The organism is Hyphomicrobium sp. ghe19 (genome assembly GCF_902712875.1).
Taxonomy (GTDB): domain Bacteria; phylum Pseudomonadota; class Alphaproteobacteria; order Rhizobiales; family Hyphomicrobiaceae; genus Hyphomicrobium_B.
Genome location: NZ_LR743509.1, coordinates 2532071 through 2551824, shown reverse-complemented (window position 1 = coordinate 2551824; position 19754 = coordinate 2532071). Strand labels below are relative to the sequence as shown.

Annotated in this window: 21 protein-coding genes; 14 read left to right on the top strand and 7 right to left on the bottom strand. The window is 61.1% G+C overall.

The window, feature by feature from the left end:
• Positions 1-1428 carry a methylenetetrahydrofolate--tRNA-(uracil(54)-C(5))-methyltransferase (FADH(2)-oxidizing) TrmFO gene (gene trmFO / locus AACL53_RS12450; RefSeq protein ID WP_339086933.1) on the bottom strand — a complete coding sequence of 476 codons (1428 nt, stop codon included), beginning with the start codon at positions 1426-1428 and terminating at the stop codon, positions 1-3.
• A 129-nt stretch (positions 1429-1557) separates the two neighbouring features.
• Between trmFO and AACL53_RS12445 the strand changes: the two genes are divergently transcribed.
• Positions 1558-2208: a hypothetical protein gene (locus AACL53_RS12445; RefSeq protein WP_339084832.1), complete on the top strand. Its 651-nt coding sequence runs from the start codon at positions 1558-1560 to the stop codon at positions 2206-2208.
• 22 nt (positions 2209-2230) lie between these two features.
• On the opposite strand, the gene AACL53_RS12440 is transcribed toward AACL53_RS12445, so the two are convergent.
• Positions 2231-3601 (bottom strand): Nramp family divalent metal transporter, encoded by a 1371-nt coding sequence (locus tag AACL53_RS12440; RefSeq protein ID WP_339084830.1) that lies wholly within the window; start codon positions 3599-3601, stop codon positions 2231-2233.
• 241 nt (positions 3602-3842) lie between these two features.
• Between AACL53_RS12440 and AACL53_RS12435 the strand changes: the two genes are divergently transcribed.
• The 4 genes from AACL53_RS12435 to AACL53_RS12420 all read left to right on the top strand — a co-directional run bounded on the left by AACL53_RS12435 (position 3843) and on the right by AACL53_RS12420 (position 6514).
• Complete coding sequence (locus tag AACL53_RS12435) at positions 3843-4952, top strand: DUF2157 domain-containing protein (RefSeq protein ID WP_339084829.1); 1110 nt, start codon at positions 3843-3845, stop codon at positions 4950-4952.
• Positions 4949-5536, top strand: a complete 588-nt coding sequence (locus tag AACL53_RS12430; protein WP_339084828.1) for a GDYXXLXY domain-containing protein — start codon at positions 4949-4951, stop codon at positions 5534-5536. Before AACL53_RS12435 ends, AACL53_RS12430 begins: the two co-directional genes overlap by 4 nt.
• A gap of 78 nt (positions 5537-5614) precedes the next feature.
• Complete coding sequence (locus AACL53_RS12425) at positions 5615-5962, top strand: RidA family protein (protein WP_339084827.1); 348 nt, start codon at positions 5615-5617, stop codon at positions 5960-5962.
• A gap of 204 nt (positions 5963-6166) precedes the next feature.
• Positions 6167-6514: a hypothetical protein gene (locus AACL53_RS12420; protein WP_339084826.1), complete on the top strand. Its 348-nt coding sequence runs from the start codon at positions 6167-6169 to the stop codon at positions 6512-6514.
• Positions 6515-6620: 106 nt separating this feature from the next.
• Here AACL53_RS12420 and AACL53_RS12415 read toward each other — a convergent pair whose 3' ends face one another.
• Positions 6621-7520, bottom strand: a complete 900-nt coding sequence (locus tag AACL53_RS12415) for a DUF937 domain-containing protein (RefSeq protein WP_339084825.1) — start codon at positions 7518-7520, stop codon at positions 6621-6623.
• 284 nt (positions 7521-7804) lie between these two features.
• Here AACL53_RS12415 and AACL53_RS12410 point away from each other — a divergent pair, with 284 nt between their 5' ends.
• Positions 7805-8272, top strand: coding sequence for a VrrB protein (locus tag AACL53_RS12410; RefSeq protein WP_339084824.1), 468 nt, complete (start codon positions 7805-7807; stop codon positions 8270-8272).
• Positions 8273-8542: 270 nt separating this feature from the next.
• Positions 8543-10699: a sodium-translocating pyrophosphatase gene (locus tag AACL53_RS12405; RefSeq protein ID WP_339084823.1), complete on the top strand. Its 2157-nt coding sequence runs from the start codon at positions 8543-8545 to the stop codon at positions 10697-10699.
• Between the two features lie 89 nt (positions 10700-10788).
• On the opposite strand, the gene AACL53_RS12400 is transcribed toward AACL53_RS12405, so the two are convergent.
• Positions 10789-11043, bottom strand: coding sequence for a hypothetical protein (locus tag AACL53_RS12400; RefSeq protein ID WP_339084822.1), 255 nt, complete (start codon positions 11041-11043; stop codon positions 10789-10791).
• Positions 11044-11241: 198 nt separating this feature from the next.
• Positions 11242-11718, bottom strand: coding sequence for an outer membrane protein assembly factor BamE (gene bamE / locus AACL53_RS12395; RefSeq protein WP_339084821.1), 477 nt, complete (start codon positions 11716-11718; stop codon positions 11242-11244).
• 151 nt (positions 11719-11869) lie between these two features.
• On the opposite strand from bamE, the gene AACL53_RS12390 reads away from it, so the two are divergent.
• From AACL53_RS12390 to AACL53_RS12360, 7 genes are all read left to right on the top strand, one after another.
• Positions 11870-12460: a ubiquinol-cytochrome C chaperone family protein gene (locus AACL53_RS12390; RefSeq protein ID WP_339084820.1), complete on the top strand. Its 591-nt coding sequence runs from the start codon at positions 11870-11872 to the stop codon at positions 12458-12460.
• The gene (locus AACL53_RS12385; RefSeq protein ID WP_339084819.1) at positions 12457-12975 is read left to right on the top strand and encodes a DUF177 domain-containing protein; all 519 of its coding nucleotides are present in this window, start codon (positions 12457-12459) and stop codon (positions 12973-12975) included. The genes AACL53_RS12390 and AACL53_RS12385 overlap by 4 nt, the downstream gene beginning before the upstream one ends.
• 210 nt (positions 12976-13185) lie before the next feature.
• Entirely contained in the window at positions 13186-14271 is a 1086-nt protein-coding gene (gene plsX, locus AACL53_RS12380) for a phosphate acyltransferase PlsX (protein ID WP_339084818.1), read from the top strand.
• Positions 14272-14273: 2 nt separating this feature from the next.
• Positions 14274-15251, top strand: a complete 978-nt coding sequence (locus AACL53_RS12375) for a beta-ketoacyl-ACP synthase III (protein ID WP_339084817.1) — start codon at positions 14274-14276, stop codon at positions 15249-15251.
• A 127-nt stretch (positions 15252-15378) separates the two neighbouring features.
• On the top strand, positions 15379-15684 hold the full coding sequence (locus AACL53_RS12370; RefSeq protein ID WP_339084816.1) for an integration host factor subunit alpha: 306 nt from the start codon (positions 15379-15381) through the stop codon (positions 15682-15684).
• Positions 15685-15757: 73 nt separating this feature from the next.
• Entirely contained in the window at positions 15758-16285 is a 528-nt protein-coding gene (locus AACL53_RS12365; RefSeq protein ID WP_339084815.1) for a MerR family transcriptional regulator, read from the top strand.
• A complete protein-coding gene (locus AACL53_RS12360) occupies positions 16269-17075 on the top strand; it encodes a phosphopantetheinyl transferase (protein ID WP_339084814.1) in 807 nt (268 codons plus the stop codon). Before AACL53_RS12365 ends, AACL53_RS12360 begins: the two co-directional genes overlap by 17 nt.
• 7 nt (positions 17076-17082) lie before the next feature.
• On the opposite strand, the gene AACL53_RS12355 is transcribed toward AACL53_RS12360, so the two are convergent.
• Positions 17083-18372, bottom strand: coding sequence for a hypothetical protein (locus tag AACL53_RS12355; protein ID WP_339084812.1), 1290 nt, complete (start codon positions 18370-18372; stop codon positions 17083-17085).
• A gap of 8 nt (positions 18373-18380) precedes the next feature.
• A complete protein-coding gene (locus tag AACL53_RS12350) occupies positions 18381-19739 on the bottom strand; it encodes an amino acid permease (protein WP_339084810.1) in 1359 nt (452 codons plus the stop codon).
• Positions 19740-19754: the final 15 nt, after the last annotated feature.

The following is a 19754-nucleotide window of genomic DNA, read 5'->3' as shown; positions in this document are numbered from 1 at the left end:
TCAAGCAGATTGCTTCATGGGCGTGGTCTCGCCGAGCCAACCCGCGAGATCGGCTATTGCTCGACGCGACATCGCCCGCTTTTTTTCGCGGCCGCGCTCCGGGCCTTTGAGCTTCTTGCCATTCTGATCGTGGGTCGGATTGGCATCGAGATCCGGAAGCAGACCGTAGTTGATGTTCATCGGCTGGAATGAGCGGGCAGCGCCGCGATCGTTGTCGTCGCTGACGAGATGGCCGCCCGTGATGTGATCGAGCAGAGCGCCGAGCGCAGTCGTGGCAGGCGGCGCGTCGCTCACGACTCCCATGGCATCCGCCGCGGCGAAACGCCCGGCGAGCAAACCGATGGCGGCGCTCTCGATATAGCCTTCGACGCCCGTAATCTGCCCCGCGAAGCGCAGTCGCGGCATCGCCTTGAGCCGCAGCGAGCGATCCAAGAGTTTCGGCGAATTGAGATACGTGTTGCGATGGAGGCCGCCGAGGCGCGCGAATTCCGCGTTCTCCAAACCGGGGATCATCCGGAAAATGCGGACCTGTTCGGCATGCTTCAGCTTCGTCTGGAAGCCGACCATGTTCCATAGTGTCCCGAGCGCGTTGTCCTGGCGAAGCTGAACGACCGCATACGGCCAACGTCCCGTGCGCGGATCATCGAGGCCAACCGGCTTCATCGGCCCAAACCGAAGCGTTTCGCGGCCGCGCTCAGCCATCACCTCGACCGGAAGGCAGCCGTCGAAATAGGGCGTGGATGCTTCCCATTCCTTGAAGGACGTCTTCTCGCCGGCGAGAAGCGCATCGACGAACGCCTCGTATTCGTCTTTCGACATCGGACAGTTGAGATAGTCCGCGCCCGTTCCGGCAGGCCCGGCTTTGTCATAGCGCGACTGAAACCATGCGATCGACGTATCGATGGAATCGCGATGAATGACGGGCGCAATCGCATCGAAGAATGCGAGGGAATCTTCGCCTGTCAGCGTCGCGAGTGCACCGCTCAATGCCGGAGACGTCAGCGGTCCCGTCGCAACGATCACGTTGCTCCAATCTTCCGGCGGAAGGCCGTCGAGTTCGCCGCGCACGATGGTGATCAGCGGGTTTGCCGAAATCCGCGCAGTCACTTCCGCCGAGAACGCATCGCGATCGACGGCGAGAGCGCCGCCCGCCGGCAACTTGTGCTCATCGGCAGCCGCCATGATGAGCGACCCGGCGCGACGAAGTTCCTCATGGAGAAGACCGACGGCGTTGTTCTCCCAATCGTCGGAACGAAACGAATTCGAACAGACGAGTTCGGCAAATCCGTCAGTCTTGTGCGCTTCCGTCGAGCGCACCGGCCGCATCTCGTGCAGCACGACGGGCGTACCCGAAGCAGCGATCTGATGTGCTGCTTCTGAGCCTGCGAGCCCTGCACCAATGACGTGGACGGAGGATGATTTAGCGATATGCACAGCGGCTCCACAGCGGAGGAACGAAGTTCCATTGAGTCATTTTGAAGCGAATCGGCCGAGTGCTAAGCGACGTTGCGCAGGAAGCACCAGAGCGGCCTGTCGCAATTACTTAAGCGGGGCGGCATGAGCTTGCAACGTGTTGTGTGGTCTGCGCTGCTTTGCGTAGCGATCGCGGGATGTACGCATGACCGTTTAGGCCCCGTCGAAGGCCATTATCAGGATTTCCAGGTCGATCCACCCAACAAAAACACGGTTACCGTCTGTCACGCCTACACGTGCAAGATGATGACGAAGTTTCGCTTCACCGACGCCGACATCGACGAGCTTCGAGCAATTTTCAAGAAGATCAAGAAAGCCGATACGGCGGAGGAAGAGCGCCGAGCGGTCGCCTATTCGATCGGCTGGATCGAAACGCGCGTCGGCGCCGCAATCGGCACATCGACGGACCGAGCCGGCATGGACTTCGCAGGGTCGGGCGATCCGAGCCAAATGGACTGCGTCGATGAATCAACGAACACGACGAGCTATATGCTCGTCATGCAGAACAATGGTCTTCTCAAATATCACACCGTCGGCACGCCGTTCTCCAAAGATCAGCTCTGGAAAGGCGTCTCCGGTTGGACGCATTGGACCGCGGTGCTGAAGGAAAATTCAAACGGTCAGCGCTGGGCCATCGATAGCTGGATCTACGCCAACGGCGTAAACCCGGCAGTCGTCGAGGTCGAGAAATGGTACATCGAAGACCTCGGGAGTCTTCCGGTCGCGCAGAAGTAGCGGCCGTTCGCAGCCGCCGTCGCTAACCCGCGAAATAGTCCCACGTCAACTTCACGTTCAGCGCGATGATGGTGAGCGCGACGACGGCTGCCACGACGGTCAGCCAGCGGGGCGACACGAGATCGCCGAGCTTCTTGCGGCTCGCCGTGAACTGCACGAGCGGCACGATGGCGAAAGGAAGCTGCAAGCTCAGCACCACTTGCGACAGGATCAACAGCTTGGCCGTTTCCGCTTCACCATAGAGAAGGGTCACGCCCGCTGCCGGTATGAGTGCGACGGAACGCGTAATGAGCCGCCGCAGCCAAGGCGCCAGCCCGATTTGCAGGAAGCCCTCCATAACGGTCTGGCCCGCGAGCGTCGCCGTAACGGTTGAGTTCAAGCCGCAGCATAAGAGCGCGATGCCGAAAAGCGTCGGCGCGATGGCCGACCCGAGCAGCGGATGCAGTAACGATTGCGCTTGGCCGAGTTCCACGACCTCGGTGTTTCCGGATTTGTAGAACGTGGCGGCCGCGAGGATAAGGATCGACGTATTGACGAGCAGCGCCAGGCACAGCGCGATCGTCGAGTCGATCGTCGCGAATTTCAGCGCCTCGCGCTTCTCGTTGGTCGATGTGCCGAACGCGCGCGTCTGCACGATTGCCGAATGCAGATAGAGATTATGGGGCATCACGGTCGCACCGATGATCCCGAGCGCCAGATAGAGCATTTCGGGATTTCGCACGAGCTCCGTCGTCGGCGCGAAGCCACGAATGACGGCGCCCCATTCCGGGTCCGCAAGCGCGATCTGAACGCCGAAGCAAATCGCGATGACGATGAGCATCGTGATGATGAAGGCTTCGAGGTACCTGAAGCCCGCCCGCTGCAAAAGCAGAACGACGAACACGTCGAGCGCGGTCAGCAAAACGCCGATCTCGAGCGGGATGCCGAAAAGAAGATTGAGGCCGATAGCCGTGCCGATCACTTCGGCGACGTCGGTCGCGATGATCGCAAGTTCAGCGAGGAGCCATAATGGCAAGGAAGCCCACTGAGGATAACCGTCACGGCATGCCTGCGCGAGATCGCGCCCCGATCCGATGGCGAGGCGCGCGCACAGCGATTGCAGGATGATCGCCATGATGTTCGAGAGAAGCGCGACGAACAGCAGCGCGTAGCCGAATTTCGATCCCCCCGCGATCGACGTCGCCCAGTTGCCCGGGTCCATATAGCCGACAGCCACCAGATATCCGGGACCGAAAAACGCAGCGAGACGCCGCCATGAACTCGCATGCCCCGCGACCTTCACGGTGCGGAAAACGTCGCTCAGAGAACGCTCCGAAATGGGCTTGCGCCAGCTTCCGCCAGCCTGCTCGGCAGTCTCAGTTGAAGGAGCAGCAATTTCCGTACGAGCGTCCATGGGACCACTTTTCGCAAATGACAATCATTTGCAACAAGAGTGATCGAGAAGCGGCCAGCCGTCAAGAACCGGTGCGCACAGGGCTCCTGTGACAAATACGGTAGGGGAGAAATGAGGATAATTGGGCCCAGAAAGTGGAGTTTACCGCCATCACACTGCCGCCGCGGTCTAGCCAACGCCCCGCCGTCGTGGTCTGCCATGATGACAGAAAAATCAACGATTCCGGCGGTGAAGCCTCGATATGTGGTCCCCCTATAAAAGACGTATCAAGCGCGACCTCGAGCGGTGGCAATCGAACGGCTGGGTCAGCGCGGAAGGGCGGGCGGCGATTGCAGACGACGTCGACAGCAGCGGACGCGAATTCGGTCTCGCTCCGGCGCTCGGAATTCTCGCGAGCATCCTGTTCGGGTTCGCCGCGATTTCATTCGTCGCGGCACACTGGGAAGACATGCCGCGATTGGGCCGCCTCTTGCTGCTGCTTGCCTGCGTTTGGTCAGGATATGGAGCGGCCGGTTGGTTGACAGCGCGCGATCACCCGCTGTTGGCCGACGCAGCGGTGCTGTTCGCTTGCGGAATGTTCGGCGCCAGCATCATGCTGATCAGCCAGATGTACAACATTGGCGGCAATCCGTCGGACGGCGTTCTGATGTGGTGGGTCGGGACGCTCCTTGCCGGAGCAGTGCTGCGGTCGAACCCGGCGCTCGCCTTGGCGATGATCCTCGTCTGCGTTTGGTCGTTCTTCGAAACATCGGAACGCAGCGATGTCCACTGGCCGTTTCTTATCGGCTGGGCGCTCGTCACAGCCGCCTTCATCTGGCAGCGCTGGCGCCCCGGCCTGCATCTCTCGGCCCTGGCATTGTCGGCGTTCGTGGTCTCGCTCGGGTATCAGTTGGACGGAGGGCACCAGCATGGTCTCGTCGCCATGATTGGAATCCTCGCCGCCGTCGCAGCAATTGCGGCGGAAAAGCTGCGGCCGGACCTTGATGCTGCTCAGGGGCATATCGCGGCTCCAATTTTCGCGTATGCGCTCGCCGTGGCCTTGGCCGGACTTTTCGCGCTGCAATTTTTAGAGGTCCCCCGGCTCGGCAATCTCATCGCCCTCGCCACGGCATCTCTCGTTCTGATCCTCGGAGCGATTGCTTACGCATTGTCGACGGGGAACCGGGGTGCGCTCTGGATTGGCTATTTGGGCTTCTCGGCCGAAATACTCACGCTCTACGGCGTTACGATCGGCACCATCCTCGGAACGTCTCTGTTCTTCTTGATCGCAGCGATCATCGTCTCGCTTCTCGCCTACGCGGCATTGCAATTGGCGCGTCGATCGGCGAGTGGAGCGGGAGGTCTCGCATGATCACCAAGCGGACATTGATCTGGCCGCTGCTTGGCGCAGTGGCATTGGCGCAGTCGCTAGCGCTCTTCGATATGGTCTACGCACGTGATCGGCTTCTGAAGACGGGACGCGAAATTACGCTCGCTGTGAAGCCGCTCGATCCGCGCGACATCTTCCGCGGCGATTACGTGACGCTCGGATACGACATCAATACGCTCAAGAAGTCATCGACCGAAACAGACCCGGATTTCGACGGCGTCTCACGAGGCTCGACAGCATATGTCACCCTGAAAGGGGCGCCCGGCGGCGACTGGACGGTGACGCACGTCGGCAGTCGATATCCATCTGAGGTTGCACCGGATGAGGTCGTTCTCAAGGGCCGCGTCAAGTATGTCTGGAATGCCGGCAACGACCCGGAAATGACCATTCAAGTTCGCTACGGCATTGAGAACTACTTCGTTCCGGAGGGCACCGGCCGCGCCCTGGAAGACAAGGTCCGCTCCCACAAGATCGAGGCGGTCGTAGCGGTTGCCGCCGACGGAACGGCCGCCCTCAAGGGCCTCGTCGTCGATGGTGAGCGGCACGAGGACCCACCGCTTCTTTGAGGCTTCAGGCGCGCCCGGCCACCTGCTATGAGGCGGCCGCAGAACTCGAAATGGCAAAGCCGGAAATGGAGACCTCAAGTGACCGTCACCCGCTATGAAACATCACCCGTCTACTCGAAGGTCACGGAGGCAAACGGCTTCGTATTTACCGCAGGTGTTATCCCGGCAGACCTTTCCAAGGACGTCGAAGGCCAAACCGCCGAAGTGCTGACCGAGATCGACCGCCTGCTGGCGCTCGCCGGTACCGACAAGTCGAAAGTCGTCCAGGCAACCGTCTGGCTCAACGATATCCGCCATCGCGATGGAATGAACAAAGCATGGGGCGTTTGGCTCGATGGCAAGGGCGCACCCGCCCGCGCGTGCGTCGAAGCCAAGGTCATCGATCCGAGAATGCTCGTCGAGATCTCGGTCGTCGCCGTCAAGTAGGACGCTGACGTCCAAAGTGCAGGAAGGCTCGCATTTGCCGAAGCGCAATTGAAGACTTTGCGCTTCGGCAACAATCTGTGCCCCGATTGCCTCGCACGCGGAAATTCTTTCACTGCCGTTCGAAAAGCTAACGAGAGCATCGCTGAATCTGCGAAATACGCGATGGGGGATCTGGCCCTCGATTGTCTTCGGAGACGGTAAAAAATGATTCGCTTCGGATTGATGAGGCCGGCACTCGCCGTGGCCGCGCTTTTCGCCTGCGCCGCCCCGGCGCTCGCTGACGATACGGGCGTGGCTGCTATTCACGAACAGCGGCGCGAGGGCGGCCGCACCTGCTTCGTCGACCATTACCATTATGGATCGAGTGCGGGGCTGTCGTCGAAGAAGTCGGCGCTTGCTGCCGGAATTAAGTCCTGGGCCGATTTCACCGATTTCGAATATGGCTCGGACTGGGCGCGTTGGAGCCGTGCAGCGGAGAAGAGCGCGAAGTGCTCGCAAGCTGGCATCGGCGGTTCATGGAGCTGCGATATCAGCGCCAGACCTTGCCGCTGAAACGACCCTGCCGCTTAAGGCTTGTTGTCTTTGAAATCTGAGAAGGCCGCTCTTTCGAGCCGGCCTTTTTCTTTGGGCTCTAGCGCGCGAATGCCGGTCGCCCCCGTTAGCGGCGGACCAGCACTTGCGACAGCACCCGGCGCACGATCGAAGCGATCCAGCGGATCAGGAACAGCTTTATCATCGTGCCGACGACGCCGCTGTTCGAGCCGAGAAGATTTCCGAGGATCGACCGGATGACATTTTCCAGTGACCCGCCATCCGGTCCCGGAACCTGCTCACCGCCTCGGCGGACGATGTCGGGAAGCCGGCTGTAAGGATTGTCTTCCGGCTCGGGCGCAGGCCCCGGATAGCGGTTTCTGCGTCCGACGCCGGGGATGTTGTCGCCAGGGATGGGCAAAGGACTGCCGCCGTCGATGGGACTTCCTGGAACGCCGGCCGGACGGGCCGGCGCGCCGATCGGCGGCCGATCATCGGGCGTCGAATAATCGTCTCGTCCGGCAGGAGGAAACGTATCGCCCGGCATCGGCAACGGACTGCCGCCCGCGCCCGAAAACGCTGGAATGCGGCTCGCGACCTTGGCGATCGCCGGAGCCGATTGTCTTTGCAGTTCGCCGATCAACAAAGTCGCAACGATGGGCAGCATCTTTTGAACGGTCGCAGCATCGATGCCGCTTCTGGATGCGGCTCGCGCCGCAATTTTGCGGCTCACATGCTTGTTGCCGACCAGCACATCGAGGATCTGATCGCCGTTCGCAGTCATATCGGGCGAGGAGAGGCTATCGGGATTTGATAGCGCACGAGATGCTCCCGGCGCCGTCACGAGAGAGACCACGTCCGCAACACCGCCGCGCGAGAGCATCGCGCGCTGGATGCGAGCTGCTAATTCCTCACTGAGCGCATGGACTGCACTGCGGGCGCTTTGCTCGTCGACAGAGAATGTGTCGGCAACCCTTCCAATGAGTTCTTGGCCCGCCGCGCTACGAAAGCTGTCTTCGATGGTCACGCTGGACTCCGGTGATGGTCGAACTTGTCCGCTTACCTATCATGGCGAATTCCGGCTGACAGCAACTCGCCTGGTCGGCCGGATACGGACACTCCGGGGTGATGGGCGAGAGTGATAGTCGTTCACCTGTGATCCAGCCGGAATCAACCTCACTGATGCGAAGAAGGTACACTGATGTACATCACACGTCAGGGGACCCGTTTCGCGATGGCGTGCGTTAAAGTGCGCCGGGGTCGCGCCCGGAAAAAAAACGTCCGAGGGCGAATGCCCGTGTGGAGAGACCAATGCGAAAGCTCATAATCTCGATGTCCGTTCTCGCCGGACTCATTTTCGCGGGAACACTCCCAGCTTCCGCTAACGCGGCGGCCGGTCTGACAGCAATGCAAGTGGAGAAATCTGCGGGCCTCGTGACTGAGGCCCGTTGGCATGGTGGATGGGGCCATGGTGGATGGGGTCACCGCCGCTGGCACGGCGGTTGGGGCCATCGCGGTTGGCGGCACCATCGCCGTTGGTGGGGCGGCGGGCTCTACTACGGCATCGGCTGGCCTTACTATTACGGCTACTATCCTCGACGTCACTACTACTACGATGACTACTATTACGGTCGTCCGTACTATCGCTATGGCTGGGGGCATCGCCGCTGGCACCATCGCGGCTGGGGTCATCGTGGCTGGCGCCATCATGGCCACCGGGGTTGGGGCCATCATCGCGGCTGGGGCCACCGTGGGCATGGAGGCCATCATCGCCGCTAACGCCCAATAGTCGGGGCCGGAAGGCGGCTTTTGAGCGATCCGCGCGGTTCGTCCGCCGGGTCGCTTTTTTTTACGCGTATTCTCCGGCTGCCCGAGTTGCAACACTGCGACACTTTTGGCATGGTCCGCCCCGACTCTCAGCCGACAACGCAATGTGAGAGAGCGAAAAATGCCGGGGGCGGGATAGCTGTTTCGGCGGCGCCTGAAAGCACCTGGAATACAGGCCCGATCAACGGGCCTCGATGGAAGCGTGCTAAAAGGGACCACTCAATGAGCAATATACTTTGGGGGATCATCGCCTGCGGGGCGCTATCGATCCTCTACGCATTCGTAACGTCCAAAGCTGTGATGGGCGCCGACCAGGGCAATGCCCGGATGCAGGAAATCGCTGCAGCCGTGCGCGAAGGTGCGCAAGCCTATCTCAACAGACAGTATCGAACGATTGGCATCGTCGGCGTGGTCATCTTCGTATTGGCATGGCTGCTTCTGGGGCCGCTTCAGGCATTTGGATTTTTGATTGGCGCGGTCCTGTCGGGCCTTGCGGGTTTCATCGGCATGAACGTGTCGGTTCGGGCCAACGTTCGAACCGCTCAAGCGGCGACGGTTTCGCTCGCCAAGGGCCTCGACATCGCTTTCAAGGCCGGTGCGATCACCGGCCTTTTGGTTGCGGGCTTGGCGCTGCTCGGCGTCGCCGTGTACTACGCGTTCCTCACCGCCGGTCTCGGGAAGGAGCCGGGTAGCCGCGACGTGGTCGACGCGCTCGTTGCGCTGGGCTTCGGCGCATCGCTCATTTCGATCTTCGCCCGTCTCGGCGGCGGCATCTTTACAAAGGGTGCTGACGTCGGCGGCGATCTCGTCGGCAAGGTCGAGGCCGGAATTCCGGAAGACGACCCGCGCAATCCCGCAACCATTGCCGACAACGTCGGTGACAACGTGGGTGACTGCGCCGGCATGGCGGCGGATCTCTTCGAGACCTACGCCGTGACCGTCGTCGCCACGATGGTGTTGGCTGCGATCTTCTTTGCGGGCCAGCAGAATCTCGCGGCGCTGATGCTTTACCCGCTCGCTATTTGCGCGGCCTGCATCGTGACCTCGATCGTCGGCACCTACTTCGTGAAGCTCGGCACCAATGGCTCGATCATGGGTGCCCTCTATCGCGGTGTGATCGCCTCGGCAGTTTTGTCGATCGCCGGTCTCTGGGCAGCGACCGAATATGTGCTCGGTGGCTTTGGAGACGTGGGCACCGCAGCCGGTCAGACGATCTCTGGCTGGAACCTGTTCCTCTGCGGCCTCGTCGGCTTAGGTCTGACGGGCCTCATCGTCTGGATCACGGAATACTATACGGGCATCGGTTATCGCCCGGTTCGGTCGATCAGCCAGGCATCGGTCACGGGACATGGCACCAACGTCATCCAGGGCCTCGCGGTCTCACTCGAAGCCTGCGCGCTGCCGACGCTCGCAATCGTGGCCGCCATCATCGCGACCTACAAGCTCGGCGGCCTGTTCGGCACGGCGATCGCGACGACGACGATGCTCGGCCTCGCCGGCATGATCGTGGCTCTCGATGCTTTCGGGCCGGTGACGGACAACGCCGGCGGCATCGCCGAGATGGCCGGTCTGCCGAAGGAAGTGCGCCGTTCGACCGACGCGCTCGACGCCGTCGGCAACACCACGAAGGCCGTCACGAAAGGCTACGCGATCGGCTCGGCCGGTCTCGGCGCGCTCGTGCTCTTCGCCGCCTACAACTATGACCTGCAGCACTTCATCTCGGAGGCCAACGCCCCAGGCGCGACGGGCTATCAGTTCTTCAAGGACGTGCAGGTAAACTTCGGCCTCGAAAATCCCTACGTCGTCGCGGGTCTCCTGCTCGGCGGCCTCATTCCCTTCCTGTTCGGTGGTCTTGCCATGACGGCCGTCGGCCGCGCAGCGGGCGCGATCGTCGAAGAGGTACGCCGGCAGTTCAAGGCGAACCCCGGGATTATGAAGGGGACGTCGAAGCCCGACTATGCGCGCGCCGTTGACTTGCTGACGCGTGCAGCGATCAAGGAAATGATCGTGCCGTCGTTGCTGCCGGTGCTCTCGCCAATCGTGCTGTTCATCGTCATCAACGCGATTGCAGGCAAGGGCGCGGCGTTCTCCGCGGTCGGCGCCATGCTGCTCGGTGTCATCGTCACCGGCATCTTCGTCGCCATCTCGATGACGTCGGGCGGCGGAGCCTGGGACAACGCGAAGAAGAGCTTCGAAGACGGCTTCGTCGACAAGGACGGCGTCAAGCACATGAAGGGTTCGGAAGCCCATAAGGCGTCCGTGACCGGTGACACGGTCGGCGATCCCTACAAGGATACGGCCGGCCCCGCCGTCAACCCGGCGATCAAGATCACCAACATCGTGGCGCTGCTGTTGCTCGCCGTGCTCGCGCACTGGTAATCGGCAACACGCTTTGAAATGATGAAGGCCCCGGAGCTCGCTTCGGGGCCTTTTTCGTATCCGTTCGCTTGCCGTCGTTTAAGTGGAGATCAGCCGACCAGCTTCGGGTCTTCGCTGTCGTGCACGTGCCCGATGGCCTTGAGAAAGCGCTTGTCGAGAAGCGACGGATTCAGAAGCACCTTTTCCGAGTGGACATCCTTCACGGCCGAGCGCGGTATGACGAACTCGCCTGCGTTCTCCACGTAGATGACGAGCGAGGTGGGAGTGACTTCGCGGACACCGCCGACGCCGTCTTTGCCGTCGACCAGGAAAGCCATGAAGCCAACTTCGATGTGTTCGGTCATGTGTTATCCCTGCGCTGTTGCGTTGAGGGCCGGCCATGGAACGAGGCGCCCGAACCACGGTCGATCTGCTTCTTCCGCGGTGCCGTTACAAGCGCAGCGCCGCTGTGAGGGAAGAATATAGCAGTCACCGCGCCCGGAACGATAGGCGACGATAGGCGGGATCATCCGATTGCGAGATGAGGTAAAGTAAATATCCGGTTAGCCGCCGCCGAAGAGCTGTTGCTTGCCGAGGTTCCGGAACAATTGCTTCAGGATGCCTTCGTCTTTGCCGCCAGGGGCCGGAGTTTTGCGGCTGACGAAATCGAAGATCTTCCCGTCTTTCAGGCCGTAATTCGCAATACTGTCGACGGTGCCGCCTTGGTTGAAATAGACAGCCACAACCTGCCTGTCGGTCTCGGTCGGAAGGAAAAACGACTTCTGACTGTCGGTGCTCGATATATAGTAGTAGGCGCGTCCGTCGCCGACGACCGCCGTGGTCGCTGGTGTGCCAAGCGATGTGCGCACTTGGTCCTGGCTCATTCCAGGCTGAACGGCCTGCAAGTCCGTCACCCGGAACTGCTGGCCGTGCTTGGTGATCGTCGGACTGCCGCACGCCGCCAGGAAGACGGTTGACGCCAGTAAGCCTGAGCGAAGGATCGCCGTGAGTCGCCTACTTGAATGGCCGTGCTGTTTCATTTGAACTTTCATCTGGCGCGAATCTCTTCGCCCTATCGCCGCCGTGTGTTTAGATTGTGCGTGAAAAGCCGGCAACTGCGTGCCCCCGTGGCCGCACGGCATGATCCCCAGACATTTGCTCTGCTCGTGCTGCTAACCAAGGAATCCGATTATGTTGCGATGGCTAAGGCAACGGGCCGAAACCAGCCGCAAAGCAGAAGAGCTTTATGGCAGCGTCGTGGCCGCGGCGCGGCAGCCGGCTTTTTACGGCGCCCTCGGTGTCCCGGACACACCTGAAGGCCGGTTCGAACTGGTTGCACTCCATCTTTTTCTCGCGCTCGAAGGCTTGCGAGGGCGAGGAGCCGCCGCCGAAGGTCTGGCCCGGCGCACGATAGAAACATTCGTCATTGATATGGATGACTGCATGCGCGAGATGGGGGTCGGGGATCTAACCGTGCCGAAAAAGGTTAAGCGGGCAGCGGCGGCCTTTTACGAGCGCGCGTCGGTCTATCGCAAAGATCTGATTGAGGATCTGGCCCAAGATCTGCCTGAGCTAGGCGCTCCGCGATTATCCAAAAGCCTCCGCGGCTTTGTCTTCGCGGATTCCGTTGAGCGGGACGACGGCGCAGCCGGGCTTGCACATTACATGCAAGCCGCTTCCTCCGCTCTCTCGGACCAGGCATTCGGTGAATTCGTGAATGCAGGAATGGCGAGCCGGCTGCTCGCGAACGTAACATCAAAACGTAAGGTATCGATCACGTGACCGACCAACTGAATTGGATCGAAAAGGCGACGGACATTCCTGCCGGCGGATTGGAACGCGACCGCGCGGCGACGCCCGCTGAGCTTCACGCCATTGCGCAGGCACTCGATATCCTGAAAGTCGCGAGCCTTTCCACGGTCTATCGCATCAATGCGATCGCTGGAAACGGCTACCGGCTGCGCGGCACGATCGCGGCGACCGTCGAGCAGGCGTGCGTTGTGTCGCTGGAGCCCGTGAGCGGCAAGGTGAACGGAGCCTACGAGGTCGAGTTCTTCCCTACCGTCGATGTCAAGGATGGCGACGAGGAAGCAAGCATCCTCGAAGGCACTGACGTCGAAGTGCTCGAGCACGGCATCATTCCGGTTGGCCGGATCGTCTACGAGACGCTGTCTGCTTCGCTCGATCCCTATCCGCGTCGTCCGGACGCCCAGTTCAATTGGGAAGACCCGAAGGCCAAGGAGCCCGACAAGGTGAGCCCCTTCGCAGCGTTGTCCAAGCTGAAGCCGGACGATTGAAGTACCCCCACCTCGGCGCCGGAAGACGGCCGAAGTGGATAAATTGTCAAGCCAAAACCGGGGGATATGAGTGCTTCTGTCACGAGGCGCGATTTCGCCTTGTGGGCGGGCTCCAAAAGGCTATGGTCGCGCCGGATTTCGGGGAAATATAAGACCCATGCCGGGTCTGGCACCTCCTCAGTGCCAATACGGCTTCAACGGCAATCAAGAATGGCGAGTCCAAAGACTATCGCACTGGACGCAATGGGTGGCGATCACGGTCCGGAGGTTGTCGTCCCCGGGGCGGCATTGTCCCTGGAGCGCCAACCTGCGCTGAGCTTCATCTTCTACGGCGACCAGCCGCGCATCGAAGCCGCGATCGCGCGACATTCCGCGCTGCAGGCAAAATCGCGTATCGTGCACACGGATCATGTGATCGCGATGCACGAGAAGCCGAGCCAGGCCCTGCGGCGTGGCAAGGGCTCCAGCATGTGGCTGCCGCTCGAAGCCGTGAAATTGGGCGAGGCGGATGCCGCGGTTTCGGCCGGCAACACTGGCGCTCTCATGGCCATCGCCAAGCTCGTGCTTCGGCCGATCGCCGGCATTGAACGTCCGGCAATTGCTGCTATTTGGCCGACCATCAAATCGGAATGCATCGTGCTCGATGTCGGCGCCAATATCGGGGCGACTGCGGGCCAGTTGGCCGATTTTTCGCTGATGGGCGCCGCGATGGCGCGCGCCGTGTTCCATATCGAGCGGCCGTCCGTCGGCCTCTTGAACGTCGGTACCGAAGAGATGAAGGGCAACGAGGACGTCAAGGCCGCGCACGCGCTGCTGAAGTCGATCGATGCCCTGCCGCTCGAATACAAGGGCTTTGTCGAAGGCGATCAGATCGGCCGCGGCGCGGTCGACGTCATTGTCGTGGAAGGCTTTGCGGGCAACATCGCTTTGAAAACGGCGGAAGGCACGGCAAAGCAGATCAGCAGCTATCTCCGCGCCGCCATGACGAGTTCCGTACTGAGCAAGCTCGGCGCCTTTCTGGCGCAAGGCGGCTTCCGCGTGCTGAAGGAAAAGATGGACCCGAGGCGCGTCAACGGCGGCACGTTTCTCGGCCTCAACGGCATTGCCGTGAAGAGCCATGGCGGCACGGACGCCTTTGGCTTTGCGAGCGCGGTGGATCTCGCTTACGAGATGGCCGATTCAGGTTTGATCGCGCGCCTCACGGCGGATATCGACGTTTTTCATCATAGGCTTTCGGGCGCTGCCGGCGGTTCGCAACCGCATAGCGCGACCGGCAGCCCCCTCGGAAAGGCATAGATTTGGCAGTCCTTCGTTCTGTCATTCGCGGCGTCGGCGCACATTTGCCGAAGCGTATCGTGACTAATGACGACCTCGCAAAAATCGTCGATACAAACGACAGCTGGATTCAAGAACGATCCGGCATCGTCTGCCGCCACATTGCCGATGAAAATGAACTGACGTCGGACCTCGGCGCCGCCGCAGCCAAGCAGGCATTGGTCCGGGCAGGGATCGATCCCGTCGACATCGACCTCATCGTCTGCGCAACGGCAACCCCCGACCGCACCTTCCCGGCAACGGCGGTGAGAATACAGTCGATGCTCGGCGTCACGAAGGGCGCCGCCTTCGACGTACAGGCGGTATGCTCGGGCTTTGTCTACGCTTTGACCGTAGCCGACAACTTTTTGAAACTCGGGCAATCGAAACGCGCGCTTGTTATCGGCGCCGAAACGTTCTCGCGCATCCTCGATTGGTCTGATCGTTCAACGTGCGTTCTATTCGGCGACGGCGCGGGCGCGGTCGTGCTCGAGGCGCAGCCGCAGCACGGAACCAACGACGACAAGGGCATTCTCGCGACGAGAATTCGGTCGGACGGCCGCTTCGAGGATTTGCTCTACGTCGACGGCGGCCCCGGATCGACGAAAACCGTTGGCCACCTCCGCATGAACGGCCGCGAGGTTTTCCGGCACGCCGTTCAGAAGATCTCGGGCGTCATCGAAGAAACGCTCGTCGAAACAGGCTACGCCGCCGACGAGATCGATCTCTATATTCCCCACCAGGCCAACAAGCGCATTCTCGACGGTATTGCGAAAAAGCTGGGTGTCGCGCCCGAGAAAATCGTGATGACGCTCGACAGGCACGGCAACACGTCCGCCGCGTCCATCCCATTGGCTCTCAATGATGCCTTCGAGGCCCACCGGGTTAAGGAAGGCAGCCTCATCCTGATGGAGGCGATGGGTGGCGGCTTTACCTGGGGCGCCGTACTTGCCCGCTGGTAGGCAAATTGGTGCACTGCAGCGTAGAAAGTCGTGATTTTTCAGTCGCTTGATCGCCCCTCCCGTTGACCCCGCGACCAACCGCCGCTACCATATCCGGTCAGAACGACTGTTCGGCTGGGAGAACGAGATGACGGGCAAGACGTTGACGCGGGCAGATCTTGCTGAAGCCGTCGTCGAAAAAGTTGGGTTGCCGCGCAACGAGAGCCAGGATCTCGTTGAGCGTGTGCTGGATGAGATTTCGGGAAGTTTGGCGGAAGGCGATGCGGTTAAGCTCTCGTCCTTCGGATCCTTTGGCATTCGTCAAAAAGGCGAACGCGTTGGACGCAATCCGAAAACCGGCGAGGAAGTTCCGATCACGCCGCGGCGCGTCTTGGTGTTCCGTCCATCGAACATCATGAAGGACCGTATCAACAAGGGTCACGCGAAGCGCTAGAGATCCGATTGCATCCCGACGGAACTGGGCGTTCAATCGTCGGTAGCTACGGTACTCGCGAGGGCACGATTCCATGAACAAGTCTGCCGAGGCGTTTCGCACGATCGGAGAAGTGGCTGACGAGCTGCAAATTCCGAAACATGTTCTGCGCTTTTGGGAAGGACGGTTCCCGCAAATCCGCCCGATGAAACGTGGCGGAGGCCGGCGTTACTATCGGCCCGAGGACATGGAACTGCTCCGGGGCATCCGCGCGCTGCTTCATGCTGAGGGCTACACGATACGCGGCGTCCAGAAGATCCTCCGCGAACACGGTGTCGAGCAGGTCAAGGCCGCAGCTCACCGGGTTCTCGCAGCGCAGGCTGCGGCGGCGCCGGCCGAGCCGACGAGCCGCAAGCGCGGAAGGAAGCCGGTAGCGAGAGCGACGGCAACGGCCACACAACCCGAAAGCAAAGCGCCTGAGGAAGCCGTCGTACCTGTCAAAGTTCAGATTCTGACTGCAATGCGCGAACTCGAAATCGCGCGCGCCATTCTCCGCGGCCAGCCGCTCAATGCAACGGATGGTGCCGACGATCTGAAGAAGCCGCGTGCAGGACGTTCATAAACTTCGAGCCGCGGCGCAAACAGATATGCCCGCTCATCACCAGGGCCGCCTCGAGGCCCAGGGCCATCGGAACGATCTCGAGGTTTTCTTCGTCGATCTCATCAAATCGGTGGCGTTTCTCGAAGCCGAGGAAGAGGCGACGCCCCGGCTTTCCGCATCCGATGACGAACGCGCGAGCGCCATGGCCGATCGCGAGGCAGCGCGCCTATGGCGCGCCACGCGCATTGCGACCCGCATCGTGCTTGAGCGCGCTGGAGGCGAAGCGATCCGGAGATTGAATTTCGAGATCGAGGCCGGCGGCCGCCCGAGACTCGCCGGAGCTCCGCACTTCAACGTCTCGCACACCGGCGAAGCGGCACTCATTGTCGTCTCGAAGGACATGCAGGTGGGAGTCGACCTCGAACGAAAGGAACGCCGCATCCTTATGTCCGATGAGCGACGGCAGCGGATCATCAGTGCCGCCCAACGAATGGGAGCCCTGCAGGCACTGTCGCCAGCGTGCGACACCGACGTGATCGTAGCGTGGGTCCGCCTTGAAGCTGCCGCCAAGGCGCTTGGCTCGGGTATCGGCCGGCTGCTGACGCAGCAGGGCGTCGTTGGAGGCAGTCGCACGGCCTCCGCGCAAGGCCCAGGATTTGATCTCGAGATCAGGGATCTGGTCGTCGAAGGTCACTTCGTTGCGGCGGTCGCAGCCCAACGTCTTCCCGAAAGAATAGACGTGCTCTCGTTCCCGGCCGATAACCTCGACGGGTTCATAAGAGGCAAATCATTGCCGATGTCCGGAACGTGATCCGCGATCAGGGAGCGTAGCCGAATAGCTTCGGCCACGGATTGCTGACCGTCTTCTGCTCACGGTTGTGCCGGTAGCGTTGCCGGGCGGGAGTATCGGACTTCGACTCAGCCTTCGCCTTCGTGACCGAACCGGTCTCGGAATCCGACGCGCTCTGCTTGCCCGTCGCCGGAGCAATCTCGAAAGCCGTTGCGGACGGATCTTTTACGGCGAGCAGGATGTTCGACTCCGTCGGCCTCCAGCGGTAGCCGAGGCTGAACTCGATCGGCTTCGTGTTCCCCTTTGCGAAAACGTCCTTGAGCTTTGCCTGATATTGCCCGCCGAAGAGGCTGATGGGACCGACGTACCGGCCGTATGGATGAAGCTGCCAGCCTTGCGCGAAGAAACGTATCGGGATGCCCGAGTCATCCTCGAGCAGCGAAACGCTGTGCGAAAGCAGGAAGTCGCGCACCGTCGAGAAATGGTCCGAATGCATCAGGTACGACGCGCTCTTCAAGAAGCTGTCGCCATGCCCGAGCTTGTCGCAGAAGGTGAGAAATCCGCTGTCCTTGATGCCGCTGTCGGACAAGTCTGTGCTGAAGTAGTAGATCGTGCGCTTCTTGCCGACATTGGCGTCCGAGAAGACGATTTTCGCGCCGCGGCCGGTGGGGTTCGCGATGTTCTCTTCGACTGGGTGCAGCGTGCCGTCGCTTTGCAGATCGAACAGCGAGATGTCGTAGATCGTCTTGCCGGAGCGCGCGAGGAACGTCATCAGCACAGGCAGCGTGCCGTTGAGCTTGGCGCGGCTGAAATCGACGCGCATGAACTTCGTCTGGAAGAAGCTGTAGCTCAGAACAGAGCTCAACGACGAACGAAGGTCTCGGAGCGAACTCGCGATCTCGCCACGGGAAAACTTGCGCAGATCCGGGATCTGGCCCGGAGGCTCGAGCCCCGCCATCACATAAGTGTCGGCCGACGGAAAGAATGCGTCCGCATAGAGAAAGTCTGGCCCGCTGAAGAGATAGAACAGCACCGGCTGGGGGTTATTGAAATCACGCGCAACCATGGTGCGGATCTTCGACAGCTGGCGCCGCTCGAGCCCGTCCCAAGACTCGTCGAAACTGCGGGCGTATTGCTTCCAATACCCTTCGTTCGTGTACGACGTGAGAGGCGACCCCGGCGACGGCTGCAACCCGGCGATGAAGCGGGCAGTATCGTTGATACTGGCGCTCGGTTCGGCCTGCGCGGAGACGGGAAGGATCGCAAAAGCAACAGCCACGACGGCGGCGATCGCAACGGAGACGCGCATTCTAGCCATATTTGGTCCTATTGAGGTCTGGCACCAATCAACGAACGCCGCTGCGCAAAGGCATAAACGGCTAAACCCGTCAGCATGATGGCAAGACCAGCCAGCGACTGCAGAGGACGCTCGACAACGAGGTAGTACATCATGAAAGCGGTCACGCCGAGGAAGATAAACGGCGTCACCGGATAACCCCAGGTACGATAGGGACGGGGTAGATCGGGTTCGGTCCAGCGCAGCACGATCACGCCGAGTACGGCCAGAAAAGAGCAAAGCGTGAGGCTGAACTGGATCGTGTCGAGGACAGCCTCAAAGCTCTGCGTCATGAGCAGCACAGTGACGATGCCGAGCTGCAACAGAATAGCGGTTTTGGGAACGCCGTCACTCGTTGTGCGCGAAAGCGCCTGCAGCAGCGCATGATCTTTGCCCATTGCCATCGTGACACGAGGGCCGATCCACGTCATGGCGCTGATCGAAGAAATGAGGCCGATGCAGATCAGCCCACCGACGATCCGGCCGCCGAACTCGCCGAAAATGTGTTTGCCGGCGACCAGCGCGACGTCGATCTGCCCGGCCATGGCCGAAATCGGCGTCGTGTAGAGGAACACGGCATTGAGAGCGACATAGCCTGCGATGACGATCAAAGTCGCCGCAACGATCGAGCGCGGCAAACTGACGGAAGGCTCGCGAATTTCGCCGGCGATATAGGTCGCGGCGTTCCAGCCGGAGTAGGCATACATGACGAAGACGAGGCTGACTGCGAATGGCGCGCTCGCGACATAGGTCCAGTCGTCGGCCGAGGGGGCGAAGGAAATGGGCTGTGGCGTCCCGTAGGCGAGGCCTGCGATGATCAGCGCAACGATGAGCGCGCCTTTGATAAGCGTCGAGATGTTCTGGAATTTGCTGGAATGCTTGATGCCGCTGAGATGCACGGCGGTCACGATCCAGACGACGGCGAGCCCGAGAAAAAGCGGCGGAATGTCGGGCGAGATCGCTTTGAAGTAGACGCCGAAGGCCATCGCCGCAAGCGCGATTGGGGCCGAGAACCCGACTGTCGCGGATATCCATCCTGCGAGAAAGCCGACAGCCGGATGATAGATGCGCGAGAGGAAATTGTATTCTCCGCCTGACCGCGGAAACGCCGCAGCCAGTTCCGCGTAGGCGAGGGCGCCACACAGCGCCGCAACGCCCCCGATAATCCAGAGCAACAGCACCGAGAACGCGGATGGAATGCTCGCGACCTGAAAGCCAAGGCTAGTGAAAACACCGATGCCGATCATATCGGCAACAGCGAGAGCGGTGGCGGTGACCGTGGAGACTGTCCGGATATCGAGACCGGAACCCATCGAGGACGGTGCGCGGATGCTGGCGGCAGATGTCATGAAAGAGCTTAACGG

Bases quoted from the DNA above. Each gene is read 5' to 3' on its own strand.
- plsX (WP_339084818.1), top strand. From the start codon at position 13,186: ATGGCGAGTCCAAAGACTATCGCACTGGACGCAATGGGTGGCGATCAC.
- AACL53_RS12435 (WP_339084829.1), top strand. From the start codon at position 3,843: ATGTGGTCCCCCTATAAAAGACGTATCAAGCGCGACCTCGAGCGGTGG.
- AACL53_RS12365 (WP_339084815.1), top strand. From the start codon at position 15,758: ATGAACAAGTCTGCCGAGGCGTTTCGCACGATCGGAGAAGTGGCTGAC.
- AACL53_RS12400 (WP_339084822.1), bottom strand. From the start codon at position 11,043: ATGACCGAACACATCGAAGTTGGCTTCATGGCTTTCCTGGTCGACGGC.
- bamE (WP_339084821.1), bottom strand. From the start codon at position 11,718: ATGAAACAGCACGGCCATTCAAGTAGGCGACTCACGGCGATCCTTCGC.
- AACL53_RS12430 (WP_339084828.1), top strand. From the start codon at position 4,949: ATGATCACCAAGCGGACATTGATCTGGCCGCTGCTTGGCGCAGTGGCA.
- AACL53_RS12370 (WP_339084816.1), top strand. From the start codon at position 15,379: ATGACGGGCAAGACGTTGACGCGGGCAGATCTTGCTGAAGCCGTCGTC.
- AACL53_RS12440 (WP_339084830.1), bottom strand. From the start codon at position 3,601: ATGGACGCTCGTACGGAAATTGCTGCTCCTTCAACTGAGACTGCCGAG.
- AACL53_RS12355 (WP_339084812.1), bottom strand. From the start codon at position 18,372: ATGGCTAGAATGCGCGTCTCCGTTGCGATCGCCGCCGTCGTGGCTGTT.
- AACL53_RS12420 (WP_339084826.1), top strand. From the start codon at position 6,167: ATGATTCGCTTCGGATTGATGAGGCCGGCACTCGCCGTGGCCGCGCTT.
- AACL53_RS12350 (WP_339084810.1), bottom strand. From the start codon at position 19,739: ATGACATCTGCCGCCAGCATCCGCGCACCGTCCTCGATGGGTTCCGGT.
- AACL53_RS12405 (WP_339084823.1), top strand. From the start codon at position 8,543: ATGAGCAATATACTTTGGGGGATCATCGCCTGCGGGGCGCTATCGATC.
- AACL53_RS12390 (WP_339084820.1), top strand. From the start codon at position 11,870: ATGTTGCGATGGCTAAGGCAACGGGCCGAAACCAGCCGCAAAGCAGAA.
- AACL53_RS12445 (WP_339084832.1), top strand. From the start codon at position 1,558: ATGAGCTTGCAACGTGTTGTGTGGTCTGCGCTGCTTTGCGTAGCGATC.
- AACL53_RS12410 (WP_339084824.1), top strand. From the start codon at position 7,805: ATGCGAAAGCTCATAATCTCGATGTCCGTTCTCGCCGGACTCATTTTC.